The 18,651-nt window shown below is 73.7% G+C and carries 15 protein-coding genes; 12 read left to right on the forward strand and 3 right to left on the reverse strand.

Translation table 11 applies throughout. From position 1 onward, the window contains the following. Positions 1-63: 63 nt before the first annotated feature. Both ABEA10_RS42620 and ABEA10_RS42625 read left to right on the forward strand, forming a co-directional pair. Positions 64-1,287: a dienelactone hydrolase family protein gene (locus tag ABEA10_RS42620; protein WP_345474014.1), complete on the forward strand. Its 1,224-nt coding sequence runs from the start codon at positions 64-66 to the stop codon at positions 1,285-1,287. A gap of 59 nt (positions 1,288-1,346) precedes the next feature. Beyond that, on the forward strand, positions 1,347-2,252 hold the full coding sequence (locus tag ABEA10_RS42625) for a DNA-3-methyladenine glycosylase family protein (RefSeq protein WP_345474016.1): 906 nt from the start codon (positions 1,347-1,349) through the stop codon (positions 2,250-2,252). Here ABEA10_RS42625 and ABEA10_RS42630 read toward each other — a convergent pair. Next, a complete protein-coding gene (locus tag ABEA10_RS42630) occupies positions 2,237-2,362 on the reverse strand; it encodes a hypothetical protein (RefSeq protein ID WP_345474018.1) in 126 nt (41 codons plus the stop codon). The genes ABEA10_RS42625 and ABEA10_RS42630 overlap by 16 nt on opposite strands. A 242-nt stretch (positions 2,363-2,604) precedes the next feature. On the opposite strand from ABEA10_RS42630, the gene ABEA10_RS42635 reads away from it, so the two are divergent. Both ABEA10_RS42635 and ABEA10_RS42640 read left to right on the forward strand, forming a co-directional pair. After that, positions 2,605-5,157 (forward strand): bifunctional FO biosynthesis protein CofGH, encoded by a 2,553-nt coding sequence (locus ABEA10_RS42635; RefSeq protein ID WP_345474019.1) that lies wholly within the window; start codon positions 2,605-2,607, stop codon positions 5,155-5,157. A gap of 233 nt (positions 5,158-5,390) precedes the next feature. Continuing rightward, positions 5,391-6,056, forward strand: a complete 666-nt coding sequence (locus ABEA10_RS42640; protein WP_345474021.1) for an HAD family hydrolase — start codon at positions 5,391-5,393, stop codon at positions 6,054-6,056. 11 nt (positions 6,057-6,067) lie between these two features. Here ABEA10_RS42640 and ABEA10_RS42645 read toward each other — a convergent pair whose 3' ends face one another. Beyond that, entirely contained in the window at positions 6,068-7,342 is a 1,275-nt protein-coding gene (locus tag ABEA10_RS42645) for a coenzyme F420-0:L-glutamate ligase (protein ID WP_345474023.1), read from the reverse strand. Positions 7,343-7,471: 129 nt separating this feature from the next. Beyond that, a complete protein-coding gene (gene cofD / locus ABEA10_RS42650; protein WP_345474025.1) occupies positions 7,472-8,416 on the reverse strand; it encodes a 2-phospho-L-lactate transferase in 945 nt (314 codons plus the stop codon). Positions 8,417-8,511: 95 nt separating this feature from the next. Here cofD and ABEA10_RS42655 point away from each other — a divergent pair, with 95 nt between their 5' ends. From ABEA10_RS42655 to ABEA10_RS42690, 8 genes are all read left to right on the forward strand, one after another. Further along, entirely contained in the window at positions 8,512-9,462 is a 951-nt protein-coding gene (locus ABEA10_RS42655) for a hypothetical protein (RefSeq protein ID WP_345474026.1), read from the forward strand. A gap of 258 nt (positions 9,463-9,720) precedes the next feature. Continuing rightward, entirely contained in the window at positions 9,721-9,987 is a 267-nt protein-coding gene (locus ABEA10_RS42660) for a WhiB family transcriptional regulator (protein ID WP_285579166.1), read from the forward strand. A gap of 334 nt (positions 9,988-10,321) precedes the next feature. Beyond that, positions 10,322-13,396: a glycosyltransferase gene (locus tag ABEA10_RS42665; RefSeq protein ID WP_345474028.1), complete on the forward strand. Its 3,075-nt coding sequence runs from the start codon at positions 10,322-10,324 to the stop codon at positions 13,394-13,396. Beyond that, the gene (locus tag ABEA10_RS42670) at positions 13,393-14,931 is read left to right on the forward strand and encodes a DUF5719 family protein (protein ID WP_345474030.1); all 1,539 of its coding nucleotides are present in this window, start codon (positions 13,393-13,395) and stop codon (positions 14,929-14,931) included. The genes ABEA10_RS42665 and ABEA10_RS42670 overlap by 4 nt, the downstream gene beginning before the upstream one ends. A 138-nt stretch (positions 14,932-15,069) precedes the next feature. Further along, the gene (locus tag ABEA10_RS42675; RefSeq protein ID WP_345474032.1) at positions 15,070-16,164 is read left to right on the forward strand and encodes an AfsR/SARP family transcriptional regulator; all 1,095 of its coding nucleotides are present in this window, start codon (positions 15,070-15,072) and stop codon (positions 16,162-16,164) included. Beyond that, on the forward strand, positions 16,104-17,759 hold the full coding sequence (locus ABEA10_RS42680) for a tetratricopeptide repeat protein (RefSeq protein WP_345474034.1): 1,656 nt from the start codon (positions 16,104-16,106) through the stop codon (positions 17,757-17,759). The genes ABEA10_RS42675 and ABEA10_RS42680 overlap by 61 nt, the downstream gene beginning before the upstream one ends. Further along, positions 17,756-18,094, forward strand: a complete 339-nt coding sequence (locus ABEA10_RS42685) for a hypothetical protein (RefSeq protein WP_345474036.1) — start codon at positions 17,756-17,758, stop codon at positions 18,092-18,094. Before ABEA10_RS42680 ends, ABEA10_RS42685 begins: the two co-directional genes overlap by 4 nt. 59 nt (positions 18,095-18,153) lie before the next feature. After that, a complete protein-coding gene (locus ABEA10_RS42690; protein ID WP_345474038.1) occupies positions 18,154-18,588 on the forward strand; it encodes a MarR family winged helix-turn-helix transcriptional regulator in 435 nt (144 codons plus the stop codon). Positions 18,589-18,651: the final 63 nt, after the last annotated feature.

The raw sequence follows: 18,651 nt of genomic DNA on the forward strand, positions 1-18,651 counted from the left end.
TACACCCCGGTCGGGGGCCTGACCGGCTGGGGCGGGACAGGCGGCGTGCCTAGTTTCGTCGGCATGAAGATCCTCTCATCCGCCGCTCTCGCCGGTCTCGCCCTGGCCGGGATCGCCGCGGCGCCCGGTCAGTTGTCGGCCACCTCACATCACGTCGTCAACGCGGCCATGCACAGGGACGGTCCGGACGGACGGGGCCGCGTGGTCTCCGCCAAGAAGATCGCCGGCCTCTCCCGGGAGCAGACGGCCTCGTACCTGGACGAAATGAACTTCGGGTCGCCGGAGCCCAGGTACGGGATCGACGAGTACGCGGTCGTCTACCGGACGGTCACCCCCGCGGGAGCGCCGACCACCGCCAGCGGGCTGCTCGTCCTGCCGCGCAGCGAAGACCGTACGCTGCGCACGGTCGCCTACGAGCACGGCACGAACGCCACGAGGCTGGACGCGGCGACGACCTCCGCCGAGAGCTATGACCGGGCCGCGGCGGCGCTCGTCGCCGGTGCCGGGTTCGGCGCGGTGGCTCCCGACTACCTCGGGCTCGGCCTCGGGCCGGGGCACCACCCGTACATGGACCACGCCTCGGAGACGACGGCCTCGCTGGACATGCTCCGCGCGGCCCGTGCGGTCGCCGCCGACCACGGCCGCTCGCTCACCTCGAAGGTGCGGGTCACCGGCTTCTCCCAGGGCGGCGCGGCGGCGATGGCACTGGGCCGTGCCCTCCAGGCACGCGGGGAACTCGCCGCGCTCGCGCCGATCAGTGGTCCGTACGACGTCGAGCACGCCGAGATCCCGGTGGGTCTCCACGGCGACCAGCTCTCGCCGCAGGAGGTCACCTTCTACCTCGGCTACTGGATAACGTCGATGAACCGGCTGCATCACTTCTACACGTCGCCTTCCGAGGCGTTCCAGAAGCCGTACAGCGAAACCGTGGAAACTCTCTTCGACGGTGACCACAGCGCGCCACAGATCGTCGCCGGACTGCCCGCGACGCCGCAGGAGCTGCTCCGGCCGGAGTTCGCCGCGCGGCTCGACCACCCCGACGGGTCCCTCGCGCGGGCGATGCGCGAGAACGACGACACCTGCTCCAGCTGGCGGCCCAGGGTGCCGATCCGCATCTTCGCCGCGCACGGCGACAAGGACGTGGCCATCCTCAACGCGCGGCACTGCCAGGCGCAGCTGCGCCAGCACCGGGTCGACGCGCCGTTGACCGACGTCGGCGCGACCGACCACACCGGCTCCGCGTTCCGCTCCATGCCGCAGGTCGTACGCTGGTTCGCCTCCTTGTAGGCATCGCGAACACCGTCGAATGGCACAGAACCGCGCAGGTTAAGGTCAAGATGAGAACCATGCTCACCCGCGAGTGGCGGCCCTCGTGGCCGGTCGACCTGGGCCTGACGCTGGGCCCGCACCGGCGCGGCTCGGGCGACCCGGCGTACACCGTGGGTCCCGACGGCGCGGTGTGGCGTGCGTCGACGACGCCCGAGGGCCCCGGCACGCTGCGGGTCCTGCTGCGCGGCGACACGGTCGAGGGCCGGGCGTGGGGGCCGGGGGCGGAGTGGCTGCTCGACGGCCTGCCCGAGCTGCTCGGCGCCGCCGACGACCCGACGTCGTTCACGCCCGCGCACGAGGTCCTGCGCACGGCCGCCGCGCGGTTCGGCCACTTCCGCGTCGGCCGGAGCCGCAACGTCTTCGAGGCGCTCGTGCCGGCCGTGCTGGAGCAGAAGGTCGTCGGCAAGGAGGCCTGGCGCGCGTGGCGCTACCTCGTGCGGAGGTTCGGCGAGGTCGCGCCCGGGCCACAGCCGCCCCACCTGCGATGGCCGCTGCGGGTGCCGCCGCCGCCCCGGGTCTGGGTCACCATCCCGTCATGGGAGTGGCACCGGTCGGGGATCGAGGCGGTGCGGGCCCGTACGATCATCGGCGCCGCGCGGGTGGCGAGCCGGCTGGAGGTCTCCGACACGGCCGAGGCCGACCGGAGGCTGCGCTCACTGCCGGGCATCGGGGTCTGGACGTCGGCCGAGGTGCGGCAGCGGGCCCTCGGCGACGCCGACGCGGTCTCGGTCGGTGACTACCACATCCCCGGAATCGTCGGCTGGGCCCTGACCGGGCGGAAGGTCGACGACGCCGGGATGCTCGAGCTGCTGAAGCCGTACGCCGGGCACCGCTACCGGGTCACCCGGATGCTGGAGCTGTCCGGCGGCGGCCCGCCGCGCCGCGGGCCGCGGATGCCCGTACGCGACTACCGGGCGTTCTGACGGCGCCACACCGGCCCGAAGCGGCTCGGGCGGCCGTCGCGGGTGTCGGCGCCGTACACGGGGCCGATCACCGCAAGGGCGACGAAGAAGGACAGGACGAGCCAGGTCATGACGGTCTCCTCGCGGTAAGGGGTGTTCGTCGTTTCACTCCTTAAGTGTGCGCCGTCGAACCGTTCAGCACCAGCGAGGAATTCTGCACGGAACCGGTAAGCGATGCTGAAGGTTCGGTCGCATCGCCGGGGGCGGCGGGAATACCGGGCGGGGCCTCGGCGTATGTTCCGGACATGAGCGAACGGAGTGAGCGAATCGAACCCGCAGTGCGCCCGGTCCGTTCTCCGACGAAGGAGGGCTCTTGACCGATCTCGCCGGCGGACTCCCTTCGCCGACCGCCGTCCGACGGGCTCTCGCCCGCGCCCGCGACGGCAAGGCGCTCGACGTCACCGAGGCCGAAGTGCTGCTCGGCGCCCGGGGAGAGCAGCTCGACACACTCCTCGAACACGCGTCGCGCGTACGCGACGCCGGGCTGGAGGCCGCGGGCCGGCCCGGCGTGATCACCTACAGCCGCAAGGTGTTCATCCCGCTGACCCGGCTGTGCCGTGACCGGTGCGGCTACTGCACGTTCGCGACCGTGCCCGGCCGTCTCGACGCTCCCTACCTCAGCCCGGACGAGGTGCTGGAGATCGCACGCCAGGGCGCCGCGCTGGGCTGCAAGGAGGCGCTGTTCACCCTCGGCGACCGGCCCGAGGACCGCTGGAAGCAGGCCGGCGAGTGGCTGCACGCGCACGGCTACGACGACACGTTGTCCTATGTACGCGCGATGGCGATCCGGGTTCTGGAGGAGACCGGCCTGCTGCCGCACCTCAACCCCGGCGTCATGAGCTGGCAGGACTTCCAGCGGCTCAAGCCGGTCGCGCCGTCGATGGGGATGATGCTGGAGACGACCTCGCGCCGGCTGTTCGAGGAGAGGGGTCAGGCGCACTTCGGCTCGCCGGACAAGGACCCGGCGGTACGCCTGCGCGTGCTGGAGGACGCGGGCCGGTCCAGCGTGCCGTTCACCACCGGCATTCTCATCGGTATCGGCGAGACCGTGCGCGACCGGGCCGAGTCCGTCTTCGCGATCCGCAAGGTCGCGCGGGAGTACGGCGGGATCCAGGAGATCATCGTCCAGAACTTCCGCGCCAAGCCGGACACCAAGATGCGGTCGATGCCCGACGCCGACCTCCAGGAACTCGCCGCCACGATCGCGGTGACCCGGCTCGTCCTCGGCCCGAAGATGCGCGTGCAGGCGCCGCCCAACCTCGTCGACGCCGAGTACGCGCTCATGCTGCGGGCGGGCATCGACGACTGGGGCGGCGTGTCACCGCTGACCCCCGACCACGTCAACCCCGAGCGCCCGTGGCCCCAGATCGACGACCTCGCCGCGCGCACCGCCGAGAGCGGCTTCACGCTGCGTGAACGCCTGACGATCTACCCCGAGTACGTCCGGCGCGGCGAGCCCTGGCTCGACCCGCGCCTGTCCGCGCACGTCGCCGCGCTCGCCGAGCCGTCCGGCCTGGCCCGCGAGGACGTCGTTCCCGAGGGCCTGCCCTGGCAGGAACCCGACGGCGGCTGGGCCGACCAGGGCCGTACGGACCTGCACGTCTCCATCGACACCGCCGGACGCACCTCCGACCGCCGCGAGGACTTCGACGAGGTGTACGGCGACTGGGCCGAGGTGGGCGGCCGGATCCGCCCGGTGGAGCGGTTCGACGCGGACGTGGCGTCGGCGCTGCGCAGCGCGGAGCGGAACCCGGGCGGACTCACGGACGACGAGGCCCTGGCCCTGCTCCAGGCCGACGGCCCGGAGCTGGACGCGCTGGCCCGCCTCGCCGACGACCTGCGGCGCGACGCGGTCGGCGACGACGTGACGTATGTCGTCACCCGGAACATCAACTTCACCAACGTCTGCTACACCGGCTGCCGGTTCTGCGCCTTCGCCCAGCGGCGCACCGACGCCGACGCGTACACGCTCTCGCTGTCCCAGGTCGGCGACCGGGTCGACCAGGCATGGGCGGCCGGGGCGACCGAGGTCTGCATGCAGGGCGGCATTCACCCCGACCTGCCCGGCACGGCCTACTTCGACCTGGCGCGCGAGGTGAAGAAGCGCGCGCCCGGGATCCACATGCACGCGTTCAGCCCGATGGAGGTCGTCAACGGGGCGTCCCGGACGAACCTGTCCATCCGCGACTGGCTGACCGAGGCCAAGGCCGCGGGCGTCGACTCGCTGCCCGGCACCGCCGCGGAGATCCTCGACGACGACGTGCGCTGGGTGCTCACCAAGGGCAAGCTGCCGGCCGCCGAGTGGGTCGAGGTGGTCACCACCGCGCACGAACTGGGCATCCCGACGACCTCGACGATGATGTACGGGCACGTGGACACGCCCGCGCACTGGGTGGCACACCTGAAGCTGCTGCGCTCGATCCAGGAGCGCACGGGCGGCTTCACCGAGTTCGTGCTCCTGCCGTTCGTGCACCAGAACGCGCCGATCTACCTCGCCGGGCTGGCCCGTACCGGCCCGACCCGGCGGGAGAACCGCGCGGTGCACGCCCTCGCCCGCATCCTCCTGCACGGTGCGATCCCCAACATCCAGTGCTCCTGGGTCAAGCTGGACGACGAGCTGTGCACCCAGGTGCTCCAGGGCGGCGTCAACGACCTGGGCGGCACCCTCATGGAGGAGACCATCAGCCGCATGGCGGGCTCGGAGAACGGTTCCTTCAAGACGATGTCGGCCCTGGAGGAGATCGCCACCCGCGCCGGCCGCCCGGCGCGCCAGCGCACGACGACGTACGGCGAGGTCCCGGCCGAACGCGCCGCGGCGGCCCGCGCCACGGACGGCGTGGGTCACTTCCTGCCCATCGTGTCGTGACGCGCGCCGGCCCGTGACACGCGTCGGCCGTGACGCCGGTCATCGCGACCGGCTCCTCGGCGAGCGCGGGCTCCACGGGTGCCGCCTCCGCCCCGCCACCGTTGCCGTCCTGCGGCATTCCGCTACCTCCCGGCGGCTCGGAAAAACGCTTCCCGACGGCAACGCTAGGGGGCGCCGGAGGGCGGAGAATTCATCCTCCGGAAGGGTGACACGCCTGATGAGAGGCCGCGATAATGATCCTTGGAGGCAGCACGGTGATCACCGCGGTGGCCTTCGACGTCGGCGAGGTCCTCGTCGACGAGACGCGCGAGAACGCCGCCTGGGCCGACTGGCTCGGCGTCCCCCGCCACACGTTCTCGGCCGTCCTCGGCGCGCTGATGGCGCGGGGGCGCGACGCCGCCGAGATCTTCCAGGTCTTCCGCCCGGGCTTCGACTTCGCCCGCGAACGCACGCGACGGGAGGCGGCCGGGCGGCCGGAGCTGATCGAGGAAGACGACCTCTACCCCGACGTACGCCCGGCGCTGACCGCGCTGCGGGAGGCGGGCCTGTGGGTGGGGATCGCGGGCAACCAGACCGAGCGGGCCGGGCACCTGTTGCGTGCCCTCGGCCTGCCCGCCGACCTGGTCGGGACGAGCCACGAATGGTCGCTCCGCAAGCCGGACCCGCGCTTCTTCGCCCGCGTCGCGCGGGAGGCGGGCCGCCCGCCGGAGGAGATCCTGTACGTCGGCGACCGCTGGGACAACGACATCCGCCCGGCGCTGGCCGCCGGGATGCGCGCCGCCCACATCCGCCGCGGGCCGTGGGCCTACATCGACGACGCCGACGTGACGCCGACGATGCGCGTCGAGAGCCTCGCCGAGCTGCCCGCCGCGATCGCCGCGTTCAACGCGGGCCGGTGATGTAGCGGCGCTCAGCGGAGTTCGATGAAGTCGTCCGGGTCGCGGGGCGGGCGGTCGCGCGGGGGCGCGGCGGCGTGGCCGACGCCGACGGCGCCCATCGGGTCCCAGTTCGCCGGCAGGTCCAGGGCCTCGCGTACGACGTCGGCGCAGAACATCGTGCTCGACACCCAGCACGACCCCAGACCCTCCACGGCGAGTGCCACGAGGAGGTTCTCCACCCCCGCGCCCATCGCGACCAGGAACATCTCGCGCTCCGCGCGGGAGCGCCGCGCGTCCGGGTAGGGATGCGCGCCGTCCGTCACCAGGCACGGCACGACCAGGTACGGGGCGCGCCGGAGCACCTCGCCCCGCCGCAGGCGGCGCGTGATGGACTCCTCGGAGAACCCGTCGCCGCGCAGGTCCGCCTCCCAGGCGTCGCGCATGGCGTCGAGCAGCCGGTCCTTGGCCTCCTCCACCAGCACGAACCGCCACGGCGTCGTGTGGTGCGGGGCGGGCGCGGTGATCGCGGCGGACACCGCGCGGCGTACGGCGGCGCGGTCGACCGGCTCGTCGGTGAACTCGCGTATCGTCCGGCGGGCCCGTACGACGTCCGCGGAGCCGTACCGGAACATGTCCTCGTCGGCGGGGCGCACGAGCACCCGTGCTCCGGGCCCGTCCTCCTCGGTGACCAGGTGCGACAGGCCGCGCACGACCGCCACCGGGACGCCGGCCAGCTTGCCCTTGACCAGCTCGGCCGCCGAGGCGATCTCGTCGGCCACCGAGGTCGCCGTGGCCGTGAGCAGGTTGCCGTACGCGTCGGTGCGCCCGCGCAGGTCGTCCATCGGCCGTACGCCGGCGGCGCCGATCGCCGCGTCGGTCAGGCCCACGCGCCACGGCCGCCCGAGCGTGTCAGAGACGATCACGCCCGCGCGTACGCCGGTCAGCTCGCGCAGCCGGGCGCGGATGCGGCGGGCCGACGCGTCGGAGTCGACCGGCAGCAGGAGCACGGTGCCGGGTTCGGTGTTGGAGGCGTCGACGCCCGCGGCGGCCAGGACGAGACCGTGCCGGGTCTGCACGATCCGGGTGTCGCCGCGGCGCGCGACGACGCGCACGGTCTCGGCGTCGATGGCCTTCTCGCGGTCGTCCGCGACGAGAACCCGCCCCTCGGCCTTGCTCACGATCTTGGAGGTGACGACGACGATGTCGCCGTCGCGGAGGTCCGCGCCGGCGATCAGCGCGGCGATGTCGTCGCCCTCGCGGACCTCGGGCAGCCCGGGTACGCCGAGGACCTCGAACGTCTGAGTCATGAGTCCTTTTCCGTCGGAGGGCGTGACCACTGTGGCGTGCTCCCGATTCCCTCGCTTCGCTCGGTCATGAGTCCTGCGTCGCAGGGAGTGACCACGGGGGCGCGTCTTTTGTTCCCTCGCTTCGCTCGGTCACGCCCGTAGCTCCTCGGCGAGGTCGAGCGCCGCGCGGGCGATGTCCGCGGTGGCCTCCAGGTCGGTCATCAGCAGGGGCCGGGCCCGTACGGGGATGCCGTCCAGGTTCCCGGCCGTGTCGGCGTCCGCGGTGTCGACGAGCCAGCCGTCGAGCAGGTCCGGGCCGTAGTGCGCGGCCACCGCGCGGGCCGAGGTCTCCACGCCGATCGCGGTCAGGCACGCGTCCGCCATGCCGCGCACCGGGGCGCCGCCGATGATCGGCGAGACCCCGACGACCGTCTTGGCCGCCACCGCGGCGCGGATGCCGGGTACGGCCAGGATGGTCCCGATGCTGACCACGGGGTTGGACGGAGGCAGGATCACCAGGTCGGCGGCCTCGATCGCCTCCAGCACGCCCGGGGCCGGCTTGGCGTCGTCCGCGCCGACCGCCGCGATGCTCCGCGCCGGGGTCGCGGCGTGCAGGCGCACCCACCACTCCTGGAAGTGGACCGCGCGCTTTCCCGCGTCGTCCTCGATGACGACGTGCGTCTCCACGCGGTCGTCGGTCATCGGCAGCAGGCGCACACCCGGACGCCACCGGTCGCACAGCGCCTCGGTGACCGCCGACAGCGGGTACCCGGCGTCGAGCATCTGGGTGCGCACGATGTGCGTTGCGAAGTCGCGGTCGCCGAGGGTGAACCACGCGGGCCCCACCTCGTACGCGGCCAGCTCCTCCCGGAGGGTGAACGTCTCGTCCGCGCGCCCCCAGCCCTGCTCCTCGTTGATGCCGCCGCCGAGGGTGTACATCACGGTGTCGAGATCGGGACAGATCCGCAGACCGAAGAGAGAAATGTCATCGCCCGTATTGCCGACGACGGTGATGTCCGCTTCGGGAGCGGTGTGCCGGAGTCCGCGCAGGAAACGGGCTCCGCCGATCCCGCCCGCGAGTGCCACGATGCGCATGTGGACAAGTCTGGCATCACTGGGCCAGACCAAATGCGACGGGCCGTCCGCTTGTGCGAAGCTGACACAAACCGATTACTCACTGGAGCTGGTTCGTGAACAAAGACGTACAGCGGCTGCGGGAGCCCGGAGCATGGGTTCTGCTCGCAGCGGTCGCGCTGCAGATCCTGTCCGGATTGATCGGCCTGCTGTTCGGCCGGGGCAGAACGCCCTTCACGATGGAAGCCTTCCAGTACGTCGTCGCCGACACCTTCTTCATGGGCGTGACGGTCACCGGCGTGGTCGTGGTGGCCGTGCTGCTCGTGACCAAGCTCGGCGGCCCGCCGACCCGGCAGGCCCGCAACGTCGCCCTCGCCGCCCTCATCGTCCTGGGTGTCGTCGGCCTGCTGACCATCATCTGCATGCTCGCCGGCCTCGGCGCGGGCTCCTCCGACGAGGGCATCCTGCTGGAGAGGGCGACGACCCAGAAGATCATGATGTTGCTGTACGGGCTCTCCAAGCTCGCCGTGCTCGCCGTCGGTGGCTACTACGTCCTGCACACCTACCAGACCTCCGCCCCGCCGGCGCCGCAGGTCCCGCAGTACCCGCAGCAGGGCTGGGGCCAGCCGGGCATGCAGCCGCCCTACGGCCAGCCGGGCTACGGGCAGCAGCCGCCGGCCTACGGTCAGCCGCCGCAGCAGCAGTACCCCCAGCAGGGCTACGTTCCGGCGCCGTACGGCACGGGTCCGTACGGGCAGCCGGGGCACCCGGGCCAGCCGCAGCCCGGCCAGCCGCAGCCGGTCCAGCCGCAGCCCGGGCGTCCGCCGGCGCCGCCCATGCCGCCGCAGCCGCAGTCGGGTCCGCCCTCCGCTCCGCAGCCGGGCGCCCCGGCGTCCGGGCCGCAGCAGGCCCCGCCGCCGACCCAGAGCGACGAGCTCGAGGGCGAGTGGACCCGCGCCTACGGCGGCATCTCCGAGTCGCCCAAGCCCGAACCGGAGGACGACAAGCCGGAGAGCTCGTCGTCGGACCAGCCGCCGGCGCCGGACTCGTACCGCCCGCCCGAGTAACCGGTCGGCCGGAAAGCCCCCCAAAAGGCGGCATGGAGCGAACACTCTCCCGGATCAGTCCGCGCTTCGTACCGCACGGTTCGTAATCGTGTCTCCGCAGGTCAACTGGGTTTCTTTAGCTTCGCTAGACCCTCGGCGCCTGATTCGGCTTGACGTCTGTGGTCAGACACGCGTGTAATTTCATCGGTGTAGTTCTGCCTTCCCGGGGGAGAGGGGAAGGCGTGACCAGGGGGGCTCCACGGGGCTAGGAGGTGCGCTATGGGCAGTGAGGTGCTCATCCCGCTGGCGCACGGCACAGACGGTGAAGAGTTGGGCTGGCAGGAGCGCGCCCTGTGTGCGCAGACGGATCCGGAAGCGTTTTTTCCGGAGAAGGGTGGCTCCACTCGCGAGGCCAAGAAAGTGTGCCGCGCTTGCGATGTACGTGCTGAGTGTCTGGAATATGCGCTTGGCCATGATGAACGTTTCGGAATTTGGGGTGGTTTGTCCGAGCGCGAGCGCCGCAAGCTCAAGCGCGCCGCGGGCTGACACCCGCCCGCGGGCCAGGCGCCCGCGCGTCGGTAAGTCGTGCGTCAGCGGGCTTTGGTCGGCTGAGCGGACGAAATATGGCTTCGGTCGGCTGAGTGGACGGGACATGGCTTCGGTCCGCTGAGCGGATCGGACGCGGCTTCGGTCGGTTGAGCGGACGGGATATGGCTTTCGTCCGCTGAACAGACCGGACGCGGCTTCGGTCGGCTGAGCGGATCGGACATGGCTTTGGTCCGCTGAGCGGACCGGACATATTCGGCGGGCGCCTTCGCTATCGTGGTCAGCCGTGCCGGGCAGCTGAGCCCGGTTCGGCTGACCAACTCGGATGAAAACAGTGGCGCCCCAACTCGACCGCCATATCGTCACCGCCGTACTCGTCACGCATGACGGTGCGCGCTGGCTGCCGGAGACACTCAAGGCGCTGCTGACGCAGAGCCATCCGGTCGACCGGCTGGTCGCGGCCGACACCGGCAGTACCGACGCCGGGCCGGCCATGCTCACCGAGGTCGTCGGCGAGGGCAACCTCATCACCCTGCCGGCCCGCACCCGCTACGCCGACGCGGTCGCCGCCACGCTCGCCCACCCGGCGTCGACCATCGAGGTCCCGGACGGCGCGTCCGGCATCGACCGCGTCGAGTGGATCTGGCTCCTCCACGACGACTCCGCGCCCGCGCCCGACGCGCTCGAACGCCTGCTGACCACCGCCGAGGCGCATCCGCCCGCGACCATCCTCGGTCCCAAGCTGCGCGACTGGGACGACCGGCGCGTGCTGCTCGAGGCGGGCGTCGCCATCGACCGGACGGGGCGCCGCGAGACCGGGCTCGACCCGCGCGAGTTCGACCAGGGACAGCACGACACCATTCGCGAGGTCATGGCGGTCAGCAGCGCGGGCATGCTGGTGCGCCGCGACGTGTGGGACGAGCTGGGCGGCCTCGACCCGGCCTTCGGCCTCTTCCGCGACGACGTCGACCTCGGCTGGCGCGCGTACGCCGCCGGGCACCGCGTCCTGATCGCGCCGGACGCGGTCGCGTTCCACGCCGAGGCCGCCACGCGCGGCGCGCGCCGGGTGGCGTTCCCGGCCGACGACCGGCGCAGCGCGCTGCTCGTGCTGCTGGCGAACCTGCCGCTGTCCGCGCTCGCGCTCTCGCTGCCCTTCATCGTCGCCACGTGCTTCCTGCGGGCGGCCTTCTTCGCCGCGGCCAAACGGCCCGGCGCGGCGGGCGCCGAGCTCGCCGCGCTGCGCGGCGCCCTGTTCCGCGCTCCCCGGTTGCGCCGGGCGCGGCGCCCCGGACTCACGGCGAGCGGCGTCAACCGGTTCCAGCCGCGCTGGCCGACGCTGCGGCGGCTGCCGGACGTGTTCGTCGGCCGCGGCGCCACGCTGCCGTCGCCCGAACCGGGCGCCCTGTACCGCTGGCTCCGCCGCCCCGGGGTCCTGATGACACTCGCGCTGACGCTCGTCGCCCTGGTGGCCGAGCGCGGCCTCCTCGCCACCGGCGGACGCCTCGGCGGCGGCGCACTCGTGCCCGCGTGGGGCGGGGCGAGCGACCTGTGGGCCGAGTACCTCACCGGCTGGCATCCGGTCGGCCTGGGCTCCGGCACGGGAGCGCCGCCGTACGCCGGGGTGCTCGCCGTGCTCGCGACCCTGCTGTTCGGCAAGCCGTGGCTCGCGGTGCTGGTGATCCTGGTCGCGGGTGTGCCGCTGGCCGGGCTCACCGCCTACACCGCCGCCCGCCGGCTGCGCGGCCTTCCTCCCAGGACAAGCCCAGCAGACCAGGCCCCCACGGGTCGACGTCGTTCGTCCGTGGGGCGCTCCACCTCGACCCGTGGGGGCGCCGTCCCGGTCGCCGTCTGGGCCGGCGTCACGTACGCGCTGCTGCCCGTCGCGACCGGCGCCGTGACGACGGGACGGCTCGGCACGATCGTGGTGATCGTGCTGCTGCCGCTCATCGGGGTGTTCGCGACCGGCACGCTCACGACGTCGTCGCGGCACACGCCCTGGGCGGCGGGCCTGCTGCTGGCCGTCGCGATGGCGTTCGCGCCGCTGACGTGGGTGCTCGCCGTGCTCGTCGGCCTGCCCGCACGGTACGCCCTGGCCGGCCACCGGCCGGGGGCCGGCCGCCGCCTGGCCGTCGCGCTCGGCGTCCCGCCGCTCCTGCTCCTGCCCTGGACGCTGCACCTGCTCGCGCATCCGTCGGGGTTCCTGCGCGAGGCCGGTCCCCGGGCGGCCGTCGCGAGGCCGGGGGCCGGTGCGCTCGTCCTCCTCAGCCCGGGCGGGCCGGGCACGCCCGTCTTCTGGGTCACCGCCGGGCTGGCCGCGGCCGGGCTGGCGGCGCTTCTGCTGCGGCGCCGGCGTACGGCGGTGCTGACCGGCTGGCTGCTCGCGATCGTCGGGATGCCGGCGGCGATCCTGGTCCTGGCCCGGCCGGACTGGCCGGGTGTGGCGCTGACGTTCGCCGCCGGCGGCGTGGTGCTGGCCGCGTCCGGCATGCTGCGCGTCGCGGTGGCGAAGCTGCGGTCGCCGGGGCTGGTCGCGCGTGCGGGCGCGGTCGTCGTGCTGGCGGTCGCCGCGTCGACACCGTTGCTGGCCGCCGGCCTGTGGGTCGTCCACGGCGCGCACGGACCGCTCGCCCGCGCGAACCCCGAGGAGTTCCCGCTGGTCGTCGAGTCGCACGTGACCCGGCCGCGCTTCCTCATCATCTCCTCACGCGCGGACGGCGCCGTCGGAGCGACCGTGATGCGCGAGCGTGAGCCGATCCCCGGCGAGGAGACCGCCGAGCCTCCGGAGCCGGCGCGGCGCCACCTGCGCGCCGCCGTCGCCGGCCTCACCTCCGGCACCGGTGGTGCCTCGGCGCTGAGCCGGTTCGGCGTCGGGTACGTCCTCGTCCCCGACCCCGGCCACGACCCGCTCACCGCCGCCCTCGACGCCGTGCCCGACCTCCAGCGGCTGGGCCGCACCTCGGCGTTCGGGCTCTGGCAGCCGGTCACGCCCGCCGGGCGGCTGATGCTCATCGACGGCCGCACGGTGACGCCGCTCGCGGCCGGGCCCATCGACGCGAAGGTCCGGATCCCGCCGGGGCCCGCGGGGCGCACCCTCCTGCTCGCCGAGCCCGCGAGCGCGGGCTGGCACGCCGCGGTCGACGGCCGCCCGGCGCGGTCGCGGACCCTGGACGGCTGGGCCCAGTCCTACGACGTGCCCGCCTCGGGCGGGACCTTCACGCTGCACCGCGGCATGCTGCTGCGCCACCTGTGGGTGGCCGTGCAGGGCGTGGCGCTGGTGCTGATCGTCGTGCTGGCGCTGCCGTCCGCCGCGTGGGTCGAACGCCCGCGCGGCCGGCGTCGCCGCGGTGGTCACGCCCGTACGACGAAGGCCCAGCCCCAGGTCGAGGCGATGAGCGGGGTGGAATCGTGAGGCCGTCGGTGGCGTCGGTGTACGCCGTGGCACGCCGGGTGCTCGGGCCGCCGGCGCGTCTCGCGTACCGGCTCACCCGCGCGGCGGCGCGGGCGGCGGGCGCGTACGCGGTGCGGCTGTCGTCGGCCGACACCCGGCCGGGGTGGATGAACCGGCTGCCGGCCAACCGGTTCGCGCTCGCCGCCCTCGTCGTGCTGGCCGTCGCCGCGCTGTACGGCGTCGCCTCGTTCGCCCGGCCGGCCGCCTCGGCGCCCCGGCACGGCACCACGGTCCCGGTCACGTCGGCGTACGCAGCCTGCCCCGACACGCACGGCGCCCGGGTGAGCGCGGTCACGCCGCCCGGCGCCCGCGGCTCCGGCCAGGCGTCGGTCGCGGGCGCGCCGGTCGTGCTCACCACGCCGGGCACCGCGTGGTCGGACGACGTCACCAAGGGCGCCGGCCCGTGGGTCTTCGGAGCGCAGGGGTCCCTCGCCCCCGGTCTGACCGTGGAGCAGACCACCTCCGACGGGGGGCTGGCGGGCACCCGGTGCGTCCAGCCGGCCACGGACCTGTGGTTCGCCGGTCCCGGGCCCGCCGACGCCGACGGCGTGAGCCTCTACCTCACGAACGTCGACGACCGTCCCGTCACGGCGCTGGTCACCGCGCTGAGCCCGGAGGGGTCGATCGAGACGCCCGAGGGCCAGGACGAGGTGCCGGTCGGTCCCCACTCCACGCGGCTGGTCCAGGTCGGCGTGCAGGTCGAGGGCTTCGGCCAGGCCGCGGCGGACGCCAAGCTCGTCGCGCTGCACGTCCACGCCCTGACGGGGCGGCTCTCGGCGGCGGTGCGCGTCGAGCGTAAGAAGGGCGCCGACTGGCTGCCCGAGACCGCCCCGAGCCGTCGTGTCGTCGTGCCGGGCGTGCCCTCGGGCAAGGGGCGCCGCCGGCTGCTGATCGCGGTACCCGGTCAGGACGAGGCGAAGGTCACCGTTCAGGGCATGGCCCGCGACGGGGCCTTCGCACCGACGGGCGAGCGGGCGCTGGAGGCCCCCGCGCTGGCGGTGACCCCGTTCGACCTGGGCCTCGGCGGGAAGCCCGCCGCGCTGCGGCTGGTCGCCGACCGGCCGATCGTCGCGGCACTCGTCGCGGAGAAGGGCGACGACTTCGGCGTCACCGCGGCCGTACCGCCCCTCGGCGCGGGCACCGGCACCGGGCTCGTCGCCGACGACCGCGACACGACGACGCTGCTGCTCAGCGCCCCGCCCGAGCACGCCGCCGCGGTACGCCTGACCCAGCTCATGACGCAGGGCCCGGCCGGCACGGCGAAGGACGTCGCGGTGCCCGCCGGCCACACCGTGGAGGTGGCGATGCCACCGCCCGCGGGCGGTGACGACTACGGCCTGGTCATCGCGCCGCGTCCGGGCTCGGGGCCGGTGTACGCCGCCCGCCTGCTCGAGATGAAGAAGAAGGGCTTCACCCTGCTGCCGGTGCCACCGGCGCGGATGACCGCCGTACTGCCGCCGGTGGCCGACTCTCCGGTGCCCTGGCCACGGGGCTGACCGTAACCGGTTGTTCGCCGCGTCATCGGCGCAATTTCTGGTTAATTGGCCGAAGGTCGTGGTTATGCTACGCCTCGCGGTCAAAGGCAGGGTTCACGGGAAACGGAGCGACCGCAGGGCCCATTCGGTGAGGTGACCGTGTCCGACCGTCCGATTCGTTTCCGTGTGCTGGGCCCTCTCGTCGTCGGTACCGATGGCGCGAACGCGCGGATGGGCGGCACGAAACAACGCCTCGTACTGGCCGCTCTGCTGCTGGCAAAGGGGCGTCCGGTCTCCGCCGACAAGCTCGTGGACACATTGTGGCCCGAGCGCCCGCCGCGCTCGGCGGTGGCGAATCTCCATACCTATGTGTCGGGTCTGCGTTCGTGTCTGCCGCCCGTTCCCGACGGTCATCGCGTACGGCGGCACGCTGACGGCTATTCGATTTCCCTGCTGCCGGGAGAGCTCGACCTTCAGGTATTCGAAGAACTGCTCGACGAGTCCGCGTGCCGGAAAGCCGCCGGCCGCCCCGACGAGGCGGAGAGCCGGATCGCGGAGGCGCTCGCGCTGTGGCGCGGCGAGCCGCTGGAGGACCTGCCGCCGAGCCCGCTGTGGCAGGCGGAGGCCGCGCGCCTGGTCGAGCGGTGGCTCGAAGCGGTCGAGGAGCGGTGCGCGCTCCGGCTCGCCGCGGGCCGGCACGCGGAGAACGTCGCCGAGCTGCGGAGCCTGCTGGTCCGCCATCCTCTCCGCGAGGGCCTGTGGCAGCAGCTGATGCTGGCGCTGCACGCCGGTGGCCGCCAGGCGGAGGCGCTCGGCGCGTACTCCGAGGCGCGCGAGCACCTGGTCGACGAACTGGGCACCGAGCCCGGCCCGCGCCTGCGCCTGCTGCACGAGGCGATTCTGCGGGGCGCCGGTCCGGCGGCCGAGGACACCGGGGTGTTCCCGCTCTGCCAGCTTCCTGGCGACATGCCGGACTTCACCGGGCGCGAGGCCCAGGCGCGGGAGCTCGCCGAGATCCTCCAGGACACGTCACCGGCGGCTCCGCCGCCCGTGGTGGTGGTGACGGGCGCCCCCGGCGTCGGCAAGTCCGCGTTCGCGCTGCACGTCTGCCACGCCCTCCGCGGGTCGTTCCCGGAAGGGCAGCTCTACTTCGATCTGTCCGGCACGGGCGGGCAGCCGGTGACCCCGGTGACGTGCTCGTCGAGGTGCTGCGCACGCTGGGTCTCACCGGCGCGGCGGTGCCGCGCATCCTGAGCGAGCGCGCCGCGCTCTTCCGCTCCCGCCTCGCCGACGAGCCCGACCAGGCCGCCGCCATCGCCCGCGCCTGCGGGGGCCTTCCGCTGGCCATTCGCATCGCCGGGGCGCGGCTGAGCGGACGGCAGGGCTGGTCCCTGCGGGTCCTCGGCGAGCGGCTGGCCGACGAGTCGCGCCGGCTCAGCGAGCTGCAGGTCGGCGACCTGGGCGTCCGCGCGACGTTCGACCTGAGCGTACGGCTGCTCGAACCGGAGGCGGCGCGGACGTTCCGGCTGCTGGGGCTGCTCGGCACCCCCGAGTCGCCCGGCTGGGTGGCCGGCGCGCTGCTCGGCCGTCCCGACGGCGACGACGCGCTCGAAGAACTCGTCGACGCGAGCCTGGCCCAGCACGCCGGCCCGGGCCCCGACGGCCTGCCGCGTTACCGGCTGCACGGCCTGCTGCGGCAGTACGCGCACGAGGAGGCGCTGGCCGCGCCCGACGCGGAGCAGGACGCGGCGATCGGCCGGCTGCTGGCCACCTGGCTCGACCTGGCGGAGAGGGCGGCGGCGCGGCTGCCGGCGAGCCTGCTGACGCCGTTGTCCGGCGACGCGCCGCGCCGGCCCCTCGACCCGGCCGTGGCCGAGCGGCTGACGGCCGACCCGATGGCCTGGTTCGACACCGAACGGCGCGGGCTGCTGGACGCCGTGGCGGTCGCCGCGGAGTACGGCCGCGCGGCGCACGCGTGGGAACTCGCCATCGCGATGGTGCCCTACTTCGACCAGCGCAGCCTGTACGAGGACTGGCGGACGGCCCACGAGCAGGCGCTGCGGGCGGTACGCGCGGGCGGGGACCGCCGCGGTGAGGCGGTCCTGCTGCGGACGCTCGGGCAGGTGTACGTCTACCAGGACGAGTACGACGAGGCTCTCGCCGCGATCGAACGCTCGCGCACGCTCTGCCGCGCGCTGGACGACGCCAGGGGCGCGGCGCTCGCGGACGTCGGCCTGGCCACCCTGCACCGGATCCTCGGCCGCGCCGGCCGGGCGCTGGACCTCTACCGCGGTGCCCTCCCGGTCCTGGCGGCCGGCGAGGACCGCCACATCGAGGCGCAGATCCGCGGCTCCATCGCGGTCATCCTCCTCTCGCAGGGCCGGCTGGAGGAGGCGGGAGAGTGGCTCGCGACCGCCCTGACGCGAGCGCGGGAGTCGGCCGACCCCCACCGCGAGGCGCGCGTGCTGAGCCAGGTCGCCGCGCTGCACCTGCGACGCGCCGACGCACCCGGCGCGCGGGCCCGGCTGGAGGAGGCGCCGGCGGTCTTCGAGGAGCTGGGGGACGACCGGTGCGCCGCGTACGCGCTGCTCGATCTCGCGCGGTGCCATCTCGGCGCCGACGCTTCGGCCGCCGACGCGACGCTGGACCGGGCGCTGGAGAGTTTCCGCCGGTCGGGTAACCGCCGGGGGCAGGCCGCGCTGCTGATGCTGGGCGAGGTCCGCATGGCCGAGGGCGACGCGACGACCGCGGGGATGTACCTGCGCGAGCCCGCCGGGATGTGGCACGAGCCGCCTTCTCGCAGTAGCCCTCGTACGCCGTGCTGCCCTTGCGGCTGGAGTACCACTTGATCGCCTGGGCGGCCGTTCTCTTCGCCGCCACGCTCTGGGCCGCCACACTCTGGCTTCGCGGCGCGGTCTGGACGGCGGCCGACGCCGTCGGCGCGGCGGCGGTCGCCGGCGCGGACATCGCCACGGTGGCCCCGAGCGCGGCGGCGAGCGTCGTCGCGACCAGGCCGGCCTTCGTCGCCCGTGCGTGCGTGATCCTCATGCTGATCCTTCCTGAGGCGGGGGAGGTTCGCGATCCCCACCCGCGGCACGGAGGCCGGGCGGTGGATCGTGCGGATCAGTCTGTGGACCGTCGCTCGGCCTACAAGGCCGATGTGGCGGGCTCGGAGCCCCGTTGATGAGCAAGGGAGCTTATATAAGCGAGTTTAGATAAGGGGCCTTGGGTAAGCTTCCGGGTATGACCCGTACCCCGCAGGAAGTGGCCCTGCTCGTCAAGCGGCTGCAGCACCGGCACCACCGGGAGTTGACGGCGGCGCTGGCCCCTCTCGGCATCTCCCTGGTCCAGTGGGACACCCTGCGGCACCTTGACCGTCACCCCGAGGCGTCGCTGCACGACCTGGCGCTGCTGACCTTCCAGACCGACCAGTCGTTCGGCTCGCTCGCCACCCGCATGGCCGATCGCGGCCTCATCGAACGCGTCCCCGGCCCGGGCCGCGCCGTACGGCACCGCCTCACCGAACGCGGGAAGGAGCTGTTGCGGGAGGGCACGGAGATCCACGAGAAGGTCGTCACCGGCTCCTTCGCTCCGCTCGCACCGGACGAGCTGGACCGGCTCGGCGATCTCCTCAGCGGCGTCCTGGACGCCTGGGACGACCCGAAGAGCGAGGGTTAGCCGTCGGATGCTCCTATGGATGTCAAGCCGCTGAAGGCGTGAGGTCGGTTGAGGCCGGCGGGC

Origin of the sequence: Actinoallomurus oryzae (assembly GCF_039541955.1) — a bacterium.
Classification (GTDB): Bacteria; Actinomycetota; Actinomycetes; order Streptosporangiales; family Streptosporangiaceae; genus Actinoallomurus; species Actinoallomurus oryzae.